Below are 16529 nucleotides of genomic sequence, written 5' to 3' on the forward strand. Positions count from 1 at the left end.
GCACGGCTAGCGTCCGTCGTAACCGAGGTTTTGTCTAGGCAGGCTGGCTGACTCAAAACAAATTCAAATCCAGTGTTGCGTCCGCGCTGCACCCGGTGGGTCACCATCCCAAAGTGGAACAAGTTAACGAGGTCTTACGCGCCGCACCCTTGATCTCAGTTGCAACCGCCGGCTTCAATCCGGGCAACTACAGGGGGAAACTCATGGAGGGGGAAGTGCATGGCTGAGGAAACAGACGTCATCGTCGTCGGGGCGGGACTGTCGGGGCTCGTGGCCGCCACCGAGATTGCCGACGCGGGCAAGCGCGTCATCGTGGTCGACCAGGAAGGCGAGCAGTCGATTGGCGGCCAGGCATTCTGGTCGTTCGGCGGCCTGTTCCTGGTCGATTCGCCGGAGCAGCGCCGGCTCGGCATCAAGGACTCCTTCGACCTCGCCATGCAGGACTGGATCGGCGCCGCCGGCTTCGACCGCGACGAGGATTTCTGGCCGCGGCAATGGGCCGAGGCCTATGTCGCCTTCGCGGCCGGCGAGAAGCGCGCCTGGCTGCGGGCGATGGGCCATCGCTTCTTCCCCGTGGTCGGCTGGGCCGAGCGCGGCGGCTACGACGCGATGGGGCACGGCAATTCGGTACCGCGCTTTCACGTCACCTGGGGCACCGGGCCCGGCATCGTCGAGCCGTTCGAGCGCCGCGCGCGCGAGGCGATGAGGAGCGGCCGGCTGAGCTTCAGGTTCCGCCACCGCGTCGACGCGCTCTCGATCACCAACGGCACGGTGGACGGTGTCAGTGGCGCCGTCCTCGCCCCCGACGCTGTCGAGCGCGGCAAGAGCTCTTCGCGCCACGTGGTCGGCGAGTTCGCGCTGAAGGCACAGGCCGTGATCGTGGCCTCCGGCGGCATCGGCGGCAATCACGAGCTGGTCCGGCAGAACTGGCCGAAACGGCTCGGCGATCCCCCGAAATTCATGATCTCCGGCGTGCCCGAGCATGTCGACGGCCGCATGATCGGCATCACCGAGAAATCAGGCGCGCGGCTGATCAACCGCGACCGCATGTGGCATTATGTCGAGGGCATCCAGAACTGGTCGCCGATCTGGCCGCGCCACGGCATCCGCATCCTGCCCGGGCCCTCCTCGATGTGGTTCGACGCAACCGGCACGCGGCTGCCGGCGCCGCTCTTCCCCGGCTCCGACACGCTCGGCCAGCTCAAATACATCATGTCGACGGGCTACGATTATTCCTGGTTCGTCCTGACCCAGAGCATCATCAAGAAGGAGTTCGCGCTGTCGGGCTCGGAGCAGAACCCCGACCTCACGGGAAAGAGCTGGCGCATGACCTTGCGCCGCGCCACCAACAAGGGCGCGCCGGCGCCGGTGGAAGCATTCAAGCGCCATGGCGTCGACTTCATCGTACGCGACAAGCTCGAGGATCTCGTTGCGGAGATGAACAAGCTCGCCGGCAGCGACCTCCTCAAGCTCGCGCATATCAGGACGCAGATCGAGGCGCGCGACCGCGAGATCGCCAATCCTTACGTCAAGGATGCGCAGGTGATGAACATCCACAATGCGCGCCGCTATATCGGCGACAGGCTGATCCGCACCGCCTCCCCACACCGCATCCTGGATCCCGCGCAGGGGCCGCTGATCGCGGTCAAGCTCAACATTCTCACCCGCAAGACGCTGGGCGGCTTCGAGACCGATCTCGAGTCCCGCGTGTTCGGCGGCGAGGGCAGCGTCATTCCCGGCCTCTATGCGGTCGGCGAAGCCGCCGGCTTCGGCGGCGGCGGCGTGCACGGCTATCGCTCGCTCGAAGGCACCTTTCTCGGCGGCTGCCTGTTCTCGGGCCGCAATGCGGGCCGGTCGGCAGCAAAGGCGGTGGGCTGAACCGCACCCTGCGATGCGCCGCTCATCGCCCGACTCGGATGTAGATCTGCCCGGAAATGCATGCGCGTTCGGCTACGCATGCGTGCCGGACAACGCATGCGTGCCGGGGGTGGCAGAGTGCGAGGTGCTGGGCTAGACAGGGCCGCCATTCCAGTGAGGAGATCCCAATGAGCATCCAGCGTTTCGAAACCGGCCCGCGCATGAGCCAGGTCGTCGTGCACGGCAACACCGTCTATCTCGCCGGCGTCGTCGCCAACAAGGCCGCCGGCGAAAGCGTGACGAAGCAGACCCAGGACATCCTGGCGACCATCGACGGCCATCTCGCCAAGGCCGGCACCGACAAGTCGAAGCTGCTCTCGGCCACGATCTACATCACCGACATGAAGACCTTCGGCGAGATGAATGCGGTGTGGGACGTCTGGGTGTCGCCCGGCAACACCCCCGCGCGCGCCACCGTCGAGGCCAAGCTGGCGGCGCCGCAATACACCGTCGAGATCATGGTGACTGCCGCGAAGTAGTCTTCACAACAACTCGCATGCGAGATGGAGCGCGATGACAACATCATCGCGCTCTTTTTTGCGCAACGATGACCTGCGAGGTAATCGATCCTCGCGCGTGAACCTTCGATAGTGCGGTCAGCCGGACAACACGGCGCCATCGAAGGAGAGCATCATGACCGACCCCGTCACCATCGCCCGCCGCTACATCGAGCTCTGGAACGAGCGCACGGCCGGCCGGCGCCGCGAACTGCTCAGCGAAAACTGGACGAGTGATGCGAGCTACGTCGATCCCTTGATGAAGGGCGACGGCCGCGACGGCATCGAGGCCCTGATCGCCGGCGTGCAGCAGCGCTTTCCCGATTTCAAATTCCACCTGATCGGCGAGCCCAACGGCTACGGCGATCGCATCCGCTTCTCGTGGGGGCTTGGTCCCGACGGCGGCGACAGCCCGATCAAGGGTACGGATTTCGCCGTGCTGAAGGACGGCCGCATCAGCAGCGTGACCGGATTTCTCGATCAGGTCCCGGCCGGGGCGTGAGACTGCTGGCCCGCCTCCTGCAGGCGGGGAGGGCGGTCGTATCCGGTTCTGAGCGGCATCGGAGCGCACGCCTCGTCCTTCGAGACGACCGCTTTGCGGTCTCCTCAGGATGAGGCTCAGCGGCATCGCGGGTTGTTGAAAACTGCTACCGCGCACTCCGTCCTCATCCTGAGGGCCCGCCAGAGGCAGGCGTCTCGAAGGATGGCCGCAGAGGCAGTCTTCGAATGCGATAACCCTCCTCGTGCAGGCGGGGGAGGGCGCACCCCCTCGACGAAGCGTTCCCCACGGCTTACCTGTCATGCCGTGCCGCCCCGTATCCTCCAAGCATCGGCCGAGCCCGCCGCGCTGCTGCCCAGCCGCTTCCAGCAATGGTTCGCAGGCCGCGGCTGGTCGCCGCGCGCGCATCAATTGGCGCTGCTGGAGAAGGCGCGCGAGGACGCCAGCGCGCTGCTGATCGCGCCGACCGGCGCCGGCAAGACGCTCGCGGGATTTTTGCCGACGCTGGTGGAGCTGTCGACCGAGACGGCCGAACGGAAGGCGGCTGAGAAGAAAAGCCTCGTCTCCACCGGCCGCAGCGTGCAACGAACCGGCGGCCTGCACACGCTCTACATCTCGCCCCTGAAGGCGCTCGCCGTCGACATTGCGCGCAATCTGGAGCGGCCGATCGCGGAGATGGCGTTGCCGATCAAGGTCGAAACCCGCACCGGCGACACGCCGGTGTCGCGCCGGCAGCGGCAGCGGCGCTATCCGCCGGATGTGCTGCTGACGACGCCGGAGCAGCTTGCATTGCTGCTGTCCTCGGACGACGCACCGTTCCTGTTTTCCTCCCTGAAGCGCATCGTGCTCGACGAGCTGCATGCGCTGGTGACCTCCAAGCGCGGCGATCTGCTCTCGCTCGGCCTCGCGCGGCTGTGGCGGCTCGCACCGCAGCTGCGTGCGATCGGCCTGTCGGCAACCGTGGCCGAGCCGGAGCAGCTCGCGCGCTTCCTGGTGCCGCAGCCCGACGGCAAGGAGCGAGCAGCCGACATCGTCGTCGCCGGCGGTGCCGCGCCGCCTGTGGTCGAGATGCTCGATACGCGCGAGCGGCTGCCCTGGGCCGGCCACAGCGCGCGCCACGCGCTCCCCGAAATCTACGAGCTGATCAAGGCGAACAAGACCACGCTGGTCTTCGTCAACACGCGCAGCCAGGCCGAGATGCTGTTCCAGAATCTCTGGAGCATGAACGACGACGGCCTCGCGATCGCGCTGCATCACGGCTCGCTCGACGTCGCCCAGCGCCGCAAGGTCGAGGACGCAATGTCGGCAGGAAAACTGCGCGGCGTGGTCTGCACCTCTTCGCTCGACCTCGGCGTCGACTGGGGCGATGTTGATCTCGTCGTCAATATCGGCGCACCCAAGGGCTCCTCGCGCCTGATGCAGCGCATCGGCCGCGCCAATCATCGCCTCGACGAGGCCTCGCGCGCGGTGCTGGTGCCGGCCAACCGTTTCGAGGTGCTGGAGTGCCGCGCCGCGATCGACGCCATTGCCGAGAACGCGCAGGACACGCCGCCCCTGCGCACCGGGGCGCTGGACGTGCTGGCCCAGCATGTGCTCGGCTGTGCCTGCGGCGAGCCGTTCCTTTCCGACGGGCTTTATGCCGAGGTTCGCACCGCAGCGCCTTACGCCGAGCTGTCGCGGCAGGATTTCGACGATGTCGTCGATTTCGTCGCCTCCGGCGGCTACGCGCTCAAGACCTATGAGCGCTTCGCCCGCATCAAGCAGGACAAGGAGGGGCGCTGGCGCGTCGCCAATCCCAAGGTGCGGCAAAGCTACCGGATGAATGTCGGCACCATCGTCGAGGACGACATGCTGAAGGTGCGGCTGGTGCGCTCGCGCGGCGGCGGTAGCGGATCGACCGGCGTGATCGCCCGCGGCGGCCGGCTGCTCGGCGAGATCGAGGAGGCCTTCATCGAGGGCCTCAGCCCCGGCGATACCTTCGTGTTCTCGGGCGAGGTGGTGCGCTACGAGACCCTGGTCGAGGACCAGGTCTACGTCTCGCGCGCGCATGACAAGGACCCGAAGGTGCCGTCCTATATGGGCGGCAAGTTTCCGCTCTCGACCTATCTCGCCGAACGCGTGCGCCGCCTGCTCGATGACGGCCGCGCCTGGGGCGGCCTGCCGGAGCAGGTGCGCGACTGGCTGTCGCAGCAGAAGGACGTCAGCAAAGTGCCGGCGGTGCGCGAGCTGCTGGTCGAGAGCTTCCCGCGCGCCAACAAGCATTATCTGGTCTGCTACCCGTTCGAAGGCCGGCTCGCGCACCAGACCCTCGGCATGCTGCTGACGCGGCGGCTGGAGCGCGCCCGCGCCCGGCCGCTCGGCTTCGTCGCCAATGAATATGCCATCGCGGTCTGGGCGCTCGGCGACATGTCCTTCATGATCCGCGACGGCCGGATCGACCTTGATGCGCTGTTCGACCCCGATATGCTCGGCGACGATCTCGAAGCCTGGCTCGCCGAGTCGGCCTTGATGAAGCGCACCTTCCGCAATTGCGCGATCATCTCGGGCCTGATCGCGCGCCGGCATACGGGCGAGGAGAAGAGCCGCCGCCAGGTGCTGTTCTCGACCGATCTCGTCTATGACGTGCTGCGCAAGCACCAGGCCGATCACGTCCTGTTGCGCGCCGCGCGCGCTGATGCTGCCACCGGCCTGCTCGATCTGCGCCGCCTCAGCGACATGCTGATGCGCATCCAGGGGCGCATCACGCTCCGGGAACTCGACCACGTCTCGCCGCTCGCAGTTCCCGTGATGCTGGAAATCGGCCGCGAGTCAGTTTATGGCGAAGCTGCAGACGAGCTCCTGGCCGAAGCGGCTGACGAGCTCGTCAAAGAGGCGATCTCGTAGACTGCTGCAGCAATGTTTTTTGGGGGCTCAATTCTCTCCACGTCATGCCCGGGCTTGACCCGGGCATCCACGTCTTTGTCTTCGCGGCAAGAACGCGGATGGCCGGGACAAGCCCGGCCATGACGGAGAGTGTGGCGGTATCGATAACTTCGACGCGGCACGTTGACGTCGCAGGCATCGCGCTGCACGCCGATCTCTCCGGCGCGCTGTTCTGGGAAGAGCAGCGCCTGCTCGTCGTCTCCGACCTGCATCTGGAAAAGGGCTCCAGCTTCGCCACGCGCGGCGTGCTGCTGCCGCCCTACGATACGCTGGCGACGCTGAGCCGTCTTGCCGCCGTCATCGCCCGCCACGATCCCCGAATGGTGATCGCCCTCGGCGACAGCTTTCACGACCGCACGGCGCATGAACGGTTGTCGCCGGACGATCGCGAGGCCGTCGGCGCGCTGCAGAGCGGCCGCGACTGGATCTGGATCTCCGGCAACCACGATCCGATGCTGCCGCCTGATCTCGGCGGCACCGTCGCCGAGGAGGTCGCGATCGGCCCGATCACCTTCCGTCACGAGCCGACCGGCGCGCACGGCGAGATCGCCGGCCATCTTCACCCCAAGGCGCGCGTGTCCGCGCGCGGCCGCTCCATGGAGCGCCGCTGCTTCGCCTCCGACGGGATGCGCGCGGTGATGCCGGCGTTCGGTGCCTATGCCGGCGGCCTCAGCATCCGCGACGCCGCATTCGCGAAGATCTTCCCCGCCGATGGCTTCGTCGCCCATCTGCTTGGCGACCGCCGCGTCCACGCCATTGCCGCCTCGCGCTGTTCCTGAGATTTTCCGGGTCGTCTCAGAACAAATTAAGAACACTTTAGCAAGTCTTTGATATATCATTGTGATTCGGCGCATCGCCGGCACAATATCTAGCGTCTGTCAGACTTTGCGAGGACTAGATGTCCACCATCGCCTTCGATCAATTCGCCCTCACCCGGATCGCCGATTTCGCGCGATCGCTGTCGCGGCTGCATCAGGCGGCGCGGCGCCAGCGCATCGACGACGACCAGTTCGACCGCGAGTTCAACGCGGTGTGCCAGTCGATCTGGGGCTATACCATCGACGACATCAGCGACGATCTGTTCTCGACCGAGGATCATCTGTTTCTCGACACGCTGGACGAAGCGGAGGCGCGCATCTTCGCGGCCGAGCAGGGCTACGACCTCGTCGGCGATCACGGCATGCTGACCGACTGGTGGGGCTTCTGCTGGATGATCCTGGCCGAGAAGCGCGGCCTGTTGACGCCGGACAACCGCGCCGCCGCGCGCGCGGCGATCGAGGAGAAATATCTGGCGGCGCCGAACGTGATCGGGGTGATCATCGGGAGGTGATCGCCGTCCTCCGTCATTGCGAGGAGCACTTGCGACGAAGCAATCCAGAGTGCCTCCGTCGAGGGATTCTGGATTGCTTCGCTACGCTCGCAATGACGGCGTGGTGAGAGCTTGGGCTAATCCAACCCCGCCCGCTTCGCCGGTTTCTGCGCCGTCGTCTTCGGCACGGTCACATCGGGCAGCGCCTCACGCACGATCTCTGCGGCAGGGGCATCTGCCGACACCGTCTCTGCCCGCACCGGGGCCACCTTCATTTCGCCGAGGCGGGCGCGGACCTGGGCGGTGAGGCCGGGATAGGACGCAACCGGGGTGAAGTCCGCGGCCTGGTCGTTGCCGACGCGGATGCCGGTATAGGCAACGAGGCCGTCGGTGGTGGCGATCACGTCGCCGGCCTTCAGCGACGAATCCAGTGCAAGATCGACCGGGGCGAGGCCAACCGGATCACGGCCGTTGCAGGTGCAGTCGGCGCGCAGCGCCTTGCGATAGGCGAACGCGTTCTCGCTGTCGGCGTAGCGCTCGCCGGTCTGCGAATAGGCACCGTCGATGCTGGATCCAAAATAGACCTTTGTCGCGGTGGCAGGGCAGAAGGCCTGACACATCTGCACTGGTGAGACCATGCCTCGCATCAGCGGGAAATACTTGCCATCGCAGCTGCGCACGCAGAAAGCCGGGCCCGAGCCACCGGCTGCGGCCGAGCGTGCCGGCGGTACATATTGCGGATTCTGCTGGCCTGTGGAGGGATCGGAGTAGGAGTTCGGCTGCTGTGGTTGCGGCCGCTGCATTCCGCCGAACAGGAAGTCGAACAGGCCTTCGGCCGAAACCGGGGCCGGGGCCACAAGCATGGGAACCGCAACCATGACGGCTGCGAGCATCACGCGACGCCGCGTATGGGACAACTCTGTACGCACAGCTCACTCCACCCGACGCTACGGAACCGGTCAGGACCGTTCGATGTCTCCAGCACACGATTCACCGTAATGCGCGATGGTAAATGAGCGGTTGCGTGGAGGCGGTTTCAAGACGAGGCGGTGATCTCTTTATGGCCGCGCGCAGCTTCACGGACGGCGTTGCTGCCGGGGCACGCTCGGGCATGCCGACGGAGAAGCAATCGTCCTCTCTTACGCCTTCAAGAATTCCGAGGCCTTGTAGAGCGAGCGGAACGGCAGGCCGGCCGCGCCGAACGTGTCGGTGGCGCCTTCCTCGCGGTCGACCATGGTCAGCACCAGCACCACATTGGCGCCGGCCTCGCGCACGGATTCCACCGCCTTCATCGCCGAGCCGCCGGTCGTGGTGACGTCCTCGACGATCACGACGCGCTTGCCTGCGAGCGTCTCGCCCTTCGGCAGGCCCTCGATCGCGAGCTTGGCGCCGTGCTCCTTTGGCTTCTTGCGCACGAAGAACGCTGCGATCGGATGGCCCTTGATCCAGGAGATCTGCGCCAGCGCACCGGCAAGCGGCACCGCGCCCATCTCGAGGCCGCCGATGAAATCGAGATTGTCGTCCTTCAGCGCCTCGTAAGTCAGCTCGGCGAGCAGGGTCGCGCCCTCGGGGTCGAGCATGGTCGGCTTCAGGTTGAAGTAGAAATCGCTCTTGCGGCCCGACGCGAGCGTCACCTCGCCGCGGCCGAATGAGCGCCGGCGGATGATTTCGAACAGGCGGGCGCGGGAGGCAGATTTCGACACGGCGGTCCCTCGAACAGCTTTTTGGAGGAGGCGGAATTTATCCGCGACGGGAGCGACATTCCAGAGGGTGTGTCCCTCGTCAACAGGGATCGGCCATCCCCGGCCGCCGGTTGTGGGGCCGCGACCTTCTGGAGTAGTTGAGAGCCCGGATCGGGCGCGACGCCTCCTCGGGAAGGAAACGGGATGACCATCGAGCTGCACACCTGGAACACGCCGAACGGCCGCAAGATCTCGGTCGCGCTGGAGGAGATGGGGCTGCCCTACAAGGTGATCCCGGTCAACATCACCAAGGGCGAGCAGATGGCGCCGGAGTTCCTCAAGCTGTCCCCGAACAACAAGATCCCCGCGATCGTCGACCCCGAAGGGCCGGACGGCAAGCCCGTCAGCATCTTCGAATCCGGCGCGATCCTGCTCTATCTCGGTGAAAAGACCGGCAAATTCCTGCCGAAATCGCTTGGTCAGCGGATCCCCGTCTACGAATGGCTGATGTGGCAGATGGGCGGCTTCGGTCCGATGCCGGGCCAGGTGCACCATTTCATTGCGCTCGAGAACGAGCAGGATCGCGCCTACGGCCTGAAGCGCTACATGGCGGAGACGCGCCGGCTCTACGGTGTGCTCGACCGCCGCCTGGACGGACGCGACTTCGTCGCCGGCGAGCTCTCGATTGCCGATTTTGCCATCCTGGGCTGGGCCTGGCGCCACCCTCGCCACAAGGTTGATCTGGCCGACTTCCCCAACGTCAAGCGCTGGTACGAGGCCCTGATGGCCCGGCCCGGGGTGAAGCGGGGGATGGAGGCGAAGCTGGATTGAGCTTCGCTTACCCTCCCCTGGAGGGGGAGGGTCGATCGCGCGAAGCGCGAGCGGGGTGGGGTGATCTCTCCACGCGGGCACTGTTGGACGGGGAGAGACCGTCACCCCACCCCGTCACGCAATCTCGCTCCGCTCGATCGCGCGCCGACCCTCCCCCTCCAGGGGAGGGTGAAGAAAGCGCCTCACACCTTCTTCGCCTCCACCGCCATCCGCACCGCCAGCCCGGCCAGCACGGTGCCCATCAGCCAGCGCTGCACCAGCATCCAGCTCGGCCGGTTCGCCAGGAACAGCGCGATCGAGCCGGCCGCCAGCGCGATCATCGCATTGACGCTGACGCTGATCGCGATCTGGATTGCGCCCAGAATGATCGACTGCGTCAGCACGCTGCCGGCGGCGGGATCGATGAATTGCGGCAGCAGCGCCAGGTACAGCATCGCGATCTTCGGATTGAGCAGGTTGGTGACGAAGCCCATCGCGAACAATTTGCGCGGGCTGTCGATCGCGAGCTTCCTGACCTGGAACGGTGATCGTCCGCCCGGCTTCACCGCCTGCCAGGCGAGCCAGAGCAGATAACCTGCGCCGGCAAAGCGCAGCGCGTCATAGGCAAAGGGAATGGCGAGCAGCAGCGCCGTGATGCCGAACGCCGCGCACAGCATGTAGAACACGAAGCCGAGCGCGACGCCGCCGAGCGAGACGATGCCGGCCGCCGGCCCCTGCGTGATCGAGCGCGAGATCAGATAGATCATGTTCGGTCCCGGCGTGAGCACGAGGCCAAGGCTGACGAGGGCGAAGCCGAGCAGGGCGGAGGTGTGGGGCATGGCTGAACCGGTGCGGGAGATGCACTGGTTCTAATATGCGAGGCCGTGCCGGACCATCGCGCAATTGCTCGGAGGACAATTCAGCATCTCGCTACGCATTCGGCGGTGGGACCTGTACCCCCTCACCCGGATCGCAAGAGCGATCCGACCTCTCCCCGCAAGCGGGGAGAGGTGAAGGAAGAGATCAATGCGCCTCGTCCCAATTGTTCGCCGCGCGCGCGTCCACGTGCAGCGGCACCGAGAGCAGCACGGCCGGGAACGGCGCGTCCTGCATCACGTGCTGCACGACGGGGAGCGTCGCCTCGACCTCGGCGTCGGGCACCTCGAAGATCAACTCGTCATGCACCTGCAGCAGCATCTGCGCCGACAGCTTCTTCGCGACGAGCGCGTCCTCGACCCGCGTCATGGCGCGGCGGATGATGTCGGCGGCGGTGCCCTGGAGCCGCGCGTTGATCGCGGCGCGCTCGTTGAAGGCGCGCACCGAGGCGTTGGAGGCCTTGATGTCGGGGTAGTGGCATTTGCGGCCGAACAGCGTGGTGACGTAGCCGTGGCTGCGGCAGAAGTCCCGCGTCTCGTCCATGTAGGCGCGGATGCCGGGGAAGCGCTCGAAATATTTCTTGATATAGGCGGAGGCTTCCTCACGCGCGATGCCGAGCTGGTTGGCGAGGCCGAACGCCGAGATGCCGTAGATGATGCCGAAATTGATCGCCTTGGCGCGACGGCGGATCTCGCTCGGCATGCCCTTGATCGGCACGCCGAACATCTCCGACGCCGTCATGGCGTGAATGTCGAGGCCGTCGCGGAATGCCTGCTTCAGCACGGGAATGTCGGCGATCTCGGCGAGCAGCCGCAGCTCGATCTGCGAATAATCCGCCGAGACCAGCTTGTGCCCGGGCGTCGCGATAAAGGCGCGGCGGATCTTTCGGCCGTCCTCGGTGCGCACCGGGATGTTCTGCAGGTTCGGCTCGTTCGAGGACAGCCGGCCCGTCGTGGTCGCGGCCAGCGCGTAGGTCGTGTGCACGCGATGGGTCTGCGGATTGACATAGTTCGGCAGCGCGTCGGTGTAGGTCGATTTCAGTTTCGAGACCTGGCGCCACTCCAGGATCTTCTTCGGGAAGTCGTGGCCCTGCTCGGCGAGTTCGTCCAGCACCTGCGCCGTGGTCGACCACGCGCCGGTCTTGGTCTTGGTGCCGCCTGATAGTCCCATCTTGCCGAACAGGATATCGCCGATCTGCTTGGGGCTGCCGACATTGACCGGCTCGCCCGCGATCTCCTGGATCTCGGCCTCGACGCGCGCGGCGGTCTGGGCAAAGTCGCCGGACAGCCGCGACAGCACCTGGCGGTCGATCGAGATGCCGCGCCGCTCCATGCGCGCGAGCACGGAGACCAGCGGCCGCTCCAGCGTCTCATAGACCGTGGTCATGTGCTCGGCGACGAGGCGCGGCTTCAGCACCCGCCAGAGCCGCAAGGCGACGTCGGCGCCCTCGGCCGACAGCGCGGCGGCCTTGTCGATCGGCACCTGGTCGAAGGTGATCTTGCCCTTGCCGCTGCCGAGCAGCTCGTTCTCCTTCATCACGGCATGACCGAACCAGCGTTCGGACAGCGATTCCGGCGCTTGGGAGCCGCGGCCGGCATCGAGCACATAGGAGATCAGGAGCGCATCGTCGATGTTGCGCAGGGTGACGCCGTGCTGCGCCAGCATCACGGCGGTGAATTTGACGTCGAAGCCGATCTTGAGGATGCCTGCCGATTCCAGCACCGGCCGCAGCGCTGCGATCGCATCCGCATGCTTGACCTGATCCGGCGCGAGGCCCGCGTCGAACAGGCCCGCCCCGCCGCCGGACTGCTTGTGCGCCAGCGGCACGTAGCAGGCATCGTTCGGCGCCAGCGCCAGCGCGATGCCGCAGAGATCGGCCTGCATCGGATCGATCGAGTTGGCCTTGATCTCGATCGCGACATGACCGGCATCGTGGACGCGCGCGATGAAGGCGTTGAGCTCCCCAAGCGTCTTGATCGCCTGGTACTTGCTGCGATCGACCGGAAGCTTGCGCAGCGCCTCTTCACGCGCGGCGGCGAGCGAGATCGGCGCGCCCTTCGGGCTCGCAGCCTTGTCCTCCTTGCTTGCCGACTTGTTGGGGCGGCCAGGCGCGGCTTGCGCCGGCGTGCCGGTCCTCGGTGCGGGCACGACGTCCGAGGGCGGCAGCGGCGTGAACACACTGGCGCCGCGGGCATAGCCCGGGTCGGCATCGACATTGGCGGGATCGATCTGCGCATATTCGGCGACGCGCCGCGTCAGCGTGGTGAATTCCATCGCTTTGAGGAACGCGATCAGCTTGCGCGCGTCCGGCTCGTGGACGGCGAGGTCGTCGAGCGGCACCTCGAGCTCGACCTTGTCGTCGAGCAGCACGAGTTGCCGCGAGATGCGGGCCTTCTCCGCATTCTCGAGCAGCGCCTCGCGCCGCTTCGGCTGCTTGATCTCGCCGGCGCGGAACAGCAATTGGTCGAGGTCGCCATATTCGGTGATCAGCTGCGCGGCGGTCTTGATGCCGATGCCGGGCACGCCGGGCACGTTGTCGGTGGAATCGCCGGCCAGCGCCTGCACCTCCACCACCTTGTTCGGGGGAACGCCGAATTTCTCGATCACCTCCGGGATGCCGATGCGGCGGTCCTTCATGGTGTCGTACATGGTGACGCAATCGGTCACGAGCTGCATCAGGTCCTTGTCGGAGGACACGATGGTGGCGCTGGCGCCGCGCTCGCAGGCCTGCCGCACATAGGTTGCGATGAGATCGTCGGCCTCGAAGCCGGTCTGTTCCAGGCAGGGCAGGTCGAAGGCGCGCACCGCCTCGCGGATCAGCGCGAATTGCGGGATCAGGTCGTCAGGGGCGGGCGGCCTATGCGCCTTGTATTCGGGATAGATCTTGTTGCGGAACGTGATCTCCGATTTGTCGAAGATGATCGCCAGATGCGTCGGCCGGTTGTCCTCGGGCATCTCGCGGAGCAGCTTCCACAGCATGTTGCAGAAGCCGAGCACGGCGTTGACCTGCAGCCCGTCGGATTTGCGGTTCAGCGGCGGCAGCGCGTGGTAGGCGCGGAAGATGTAGGAGGAACCGTCGACCAGGAACACGTGGTCACCCTTGCCGGCGGACTTGGCTGCAACCGGTTTGGCAGCAGGTTTGGCAGAAGCGGGCTTGGTATCGGCGGCGGCTTTGGGCGCGGCCTTGGTGTCAGCTTTGGCGGTGGTCTTCGGAGAGGTTTTGGGCATGGCCGCAATGTATGAATTTTTGCGGGCTTTGACAGCCTCAGACAGCGAGTTTTTAAGGCGTCGGCGCAGCTATCCCCACTGTCATTCCCCGGCTTGACCGGGGAATCCAGTACGCCGCGGCTTATCGGTCGATCACGGCTGTCTCTGGAATACTGGGTCGCCCGGTCAAGCGGGCGACGACAGCGGGAATGCGGCTACTCCGCCGCCTGCAACGCCGGCGCCGCCTTCTTCGGCGCGATCCAGAACGCGTCGGGCCGCTCGAACAGGAAGCGCGCATTGAGCCGCAGCGCAGCCTGCCAGATCGCGAGCGCGCCGATCACCCCGGCGACGGTGACGATCAGCGACACCGTGCCGATGTCAGGGATGATCCCGCTGCGCAGCAGCAGCGTCCGGGTCGCCGCCATCGGCAGGAAGAAGGCGAGATAGATCACGATCGAATGCTCGCCGCAGAAGCGCAGGACGTTCATCCACTGGGCGCGTGCGAGCAGCGTGCCCATCGTGATGATCGCGCAGGCACCGGCAAAGCCGAGCAGCAGCGAGACGAGCTTCCATTCGCTGGCCCCCGATACGACGAGGCCGGCATTGACCAGCGCCCAGGTGGCGAGCGCCACGAGCGCAAGCGCCGGATGCTTGCGCGCGCGATCCGACAGCGCGAACACGTAAGGCGCGAACAGATAACCCGAATAGAAATAGACGAAGCGCGCGCAGAACTCGTCGATGACGGTCCAGCCGGTCGTGATGCGGGCCGTCTCGAGCGCGGCGGCGACGAGCCAGATCGCGAGCGGCGGGAGCTTGCGTGTCAGTTTTGTGACGACGAAGAAGATCGGCAGCAGATAGATGAACCACAGCGTGCCGAACGGCTCGATGAAGGCTTCGAGATACAAGAGGCCAACGTTGTGCCAGCTTGTGTCGGCCGCGAAAGCGGGCGCCTTGAAGCCGAACTGGATCGTCACCCAGACGACATAGAAATAGGCGAAATGCACCACCTTGCGGTCGAGATAGGTCCGCCAGTCGCGGTCGATCACAAGCGCCAGGAACAGGCCCGAGATCAGGAAGAAATCCGGCATCCGGAACGGCTTTGCGAAGGCTACGAGCACGTGCATGAAACCGGTCTCGCCGGCGGCGAGCTCGACCCCCAGCACCGAATGCATCATCACGACCATGATGATGCAGATGCCTTTGGCATAGTCGACCCAGTCGACCCGCGCGGTGGAAGGGGCCTTGGTGCCCCCGCTCCCTGCGATTGCGCCTGATGGTGCCATGGTGTCCCTTTTCGAGGCGCCTTTTCGCCCGTCCTGTCCGGGTGTGGGGCAGTGTGGGCCCCAGCGGTTTCGGACTTCTTTACCGGTTCAATTCCCATGCCGCTTTTTTGCATGCGGACTGTTCCTTCCCCGCGGGAAAATGCTAAACCGCACCGCGCCGGGGTTTCGTTTTCATTAACCAAACTAGAACAGGGATTTTCATGCGTATCGCGATGATCGGCACGGGCTATGTGGGACTGGTGTCCGGAGCCTGCTTTGCTGATTTCGGTCACGACGTCACCTGCGTCGACAAGGACGAGAAGAAGATCGCGGCGCTCCACCGCGGCGAGATCCCGATCTACGAGCCCGGCCTCGACGAGCTGGTTGCGACCAACGTCAAGGCCAAGCGGCTCGACTTCACCACCGACCTGAAGAAGCCGGTCGCGGACGCCGATGCCGTGTTTATCGCGGTCGGCACGCCCTCGCGCCGCGGCGACGGCCATGCCGATCTGTCCTACGTCTATGCGGCCGCGAAGGAGATCGCGCAGTCGCTTTCCGGCTTCACTGTCGTGGTGACGAAGTCGACCGTGCCGGTCGGCACTGGCGACGAGGTCGAGCGCATCATCCGCGAGGCCAATCCCAACGCCGACGTCGTGGTCGCCTCGAACCCCGAGTTCCTGCGCGAGGGCGCGGCGATCCGTGACTTCAAGTTTCCCGATCGCGTCGTCGTCGGCACCTCCGACGAGCGCGGCCGCAAGGTGATGGGCGACATCTATCGGCCGCTGTCGCTGAACCAGGCGCCGCTGATGTTCACCGCGCGCCGCACCGCCGAGATGATCAAATACGCCGCCAACGCGTTCCTGGCGACCAAGATCACCTTCATCAACGAGATCGCGGACCTGTCCGAAAAGGCCGGCGCCAACGTGCAGGAGGTCGCGCGCGGCATCGGCCTCGACAACCGCATCGGCACCAAGTTCCTGCATGCCGGTCCCGGCTTCGGCGGCTCGTGCTTCCCCAAGGACACCAAGGCGCTGATCAAGATCGCGCAGGATTACGACGTCTCCTTGCGCATCGTCGAATCCGTGCTGGCCGTGAACGAAAACCGCAAGCGCGCGATGGCGCGCAAGGTGAGCCAGGTGCTTGGCGGCAATTTGCGCGGCAAGACCGTCGCCGTGCTCGGCCTCACCTTCAAGCCCGATACCGACGACATGCGTGATGCACCGTCGATCCCGCTGGTCACAGGCCTGATCGACATGGGCGCGAAGGTCAAGGCGTTCGATCCCGTTGGCATGGAGCAGGCCAAGGGTGAGCTGCCTGACATCACCTATTGCGAGGACGCCTATTCCTGCGCGCAAGGCGCCGATGCGCTCGTCATCGTCACCGAATGGGTGCAGTTCCGCGCGCTCGATCTCGACCGGCTGAAGAGCGTCATGGCGCAGCCCGTCGTCGTTGACCTGCGCAACATCTACCGCCCCGAGGACATGGAAGCGGCCGGCTTCGTCTATGAAAGCGTCGGCCGCCCGCCGGTGCAGGGCTGATTGCTGCACA

The 16529-nt window shown here is 65.8% G+C and carries 13 protein-coding genes; 8 read left to right on the forward strand and 5 right to left on the reverse strand.

Annotated elements, in window-relative coordinates:
* Window positions 1-219: 219 nt before the first annotated feature.
* The 6 genes from D6B98_RS27640 to D6B98_RS27665 all read left to right on the forward strand — a co-directional run bounded on the left by D6B98_RS27640 (window position 220) and on the right by D6B98_RS27665 (window position 7165).
* Complete coding sequence (locus tag D6B98_RS27640) at window positions 220-1878, forward strand: FAD-binding dehydrogenase (RefSeq protein ID WP_126260195.1); 1659 nt, start codon at window positions 220-222, stop codon at window positions 1876-1878.
* Window positions 1879-2045: 167 nt separating this feature from the next.
* Window positions 2046-2396, forward strand: a complete 351-nt coding sequence (locus tag D6B98_RS27645) for a RidA family protein (protein WP_126260196.1) — start codon at window positions 2046-2048, stop codon at window positions 2394-2396.
* A gap of 154 nt (window positions 2397-2550) precedes the next feature.
* The gene (locus D6B98_RS27650) at window positions 2551-2916 is read left to right on the forward strand and encodes a nuclear transport factor 2 family protein (RefSeq protein WP_126260197.1); all 366 of its coding nucleotides are present in this window, start codon (window positions 2551-2553) and stop codon (window positions 2914-2916) included.
* Window positions 2917-3219: 303 nt separating this feature from the next.
* The gene (locus tag D6B98_RS27655; protein ID WP_126260198.1) at window positions 3220-5796 is read left to right on the forward strand and encodes a ligase-associated DNA damage response DEXH box helicase; all 2577 of its coding nucleotides are present in this window, start codon (window positions 3220-3222) and stop codon (window positions 5794-5796) included.
* Window positions 5797-5915: 119 nt separating this feature from the next.
* Window positions 5916-6614: a ligase-associated DNA damage response endonuclease PdeM gene (pdeM, locus tag D6B98_RS27660; protein ID WP_126260199.1), complete on the forward strand. Its 699-nt coding sequence runs from the start codon at window positions 5916-5918 to the stop codon at window positions 6612-6614.
* A gap of 119 nt (window positions 6615-6733) precedes the next feature.
* Window positions 6734-7165, forward strand: coding sequence for a hypothetical protein (locus tag D6B98_RS27665; protein WP_126260200.1), 432 nt, complete (start codon window positions 6734-6736; stop codon window positions 7163-7165).
* Window positions 7166-7281: 116 nt separating this feature from the next.
* Here D6B98_RS27665 and D6B98_RS27670 read toward each other — a convergent pair whose 3' ends face one another.
* Window positions 7282-8037, reverse strand: a complete 756-nt coding sequence (locus D6B98_RS27670; protein ID WP_164718925.1) for a DUF2865 domain-containing protein — start codon at window positions 8035-8037, stop codon at window positions 7282-7284.
* Between the two features lie 246 nt (window positions 8038-8283).
* Entirely contained in the window at window positions 8284-8847 is a 564-nt protein-coding gene (gene pyrE / locus D6B98_RS27675; protein ID WP_126260201.1) for an orotate phosphoribosyltransferase, read from the reverse strand.
* A gap of 183 nt (window positions 8848-9030) precedes the next feature.
* Here pyrE and D6B98_RS27680 point away from each other — a divergent pair, with 183 nt between their 5' ends.
* Window positions 9031-9657 (forward strand): glutathione S-transferase family protein, encoded by a 627-nt coding sequence (locus D6B98_RS27680; RefSeq protein WP_126260202.1) that lies wholly within the window; start codon window positions 9031-9033, stop codon window positions 9655-9657.
* 182 nt (window positions 9658-9839) lie between these two features.
* On the opposite strand, the gene D6B98_RS27685 is transcribed toward D6B98_RS27680, so the two are convergent.
* From D6B98_RS27685 to D6B98_RS27695, 3 genes are all read right to left on the reverse strand, one after another.
* Window positions 9840-10475, reverse strand: a complete 636-nt coding sequence (locus D6B98_RS27685; protein ID WP_126260203.1) for a LysE family translocator — start codon at window positions 10473-10475, stop codon at window positions 9840-9842.
* Between the two features lie 184 nt (window positions 10476-10659).
* Window positions 10660-13740, reverse strand: a complete 3081-nt coding sequence (gene polA, locus D6B98_RS27690; protein ID WP_126260204.1) for a DNA polymerase I — start codon at window positions 13738-13740, stop codon at window positions 10660-10662.
* Between the two features lie 194 nt (window positions 13741-13934).
* Window positions 13935-15002: an acyltransferase family protein gene (locus D6B98_RS27695; RefSeq protein ID WP_126260205.1), complete on the reverse strand. Its 1068-nt coding sequence runs from the start codon at window positions 15000-15002 to the stop codon at window positions 13935-13937.
* Between the two features lie 200 nt (window positions 15003-15202).
* Here D6B98_RS27695 and D6B98_RS27700 point away from each other — a divergent pair, with 200 nt between their 5' ends.
* Window positions 15203-16519, forward strand: coding sequence for a UDP-glucose dehydrogenase family protein (locus tag D6B98_RS27700; RefSeq protein ID WP_126260206.1), 1317 nt, complete (start codon window positions 15203-15205; stop codon window positions 16517-16519).
* Window positions 16520-16529 lie beyond the last annotated feature (10 nt).

Origin of the sequence: Bradyrhizobium sp. LVM 105, from assembly GCF_003957705.1 — a bacterium.
Lineage (GTDB): Bacteria > Pseudomonadota > Alphaproteobacteria > Rhizobiales > Xanthobacteraceae > Bradyrhizobium > Bradyrhizobium frederickii.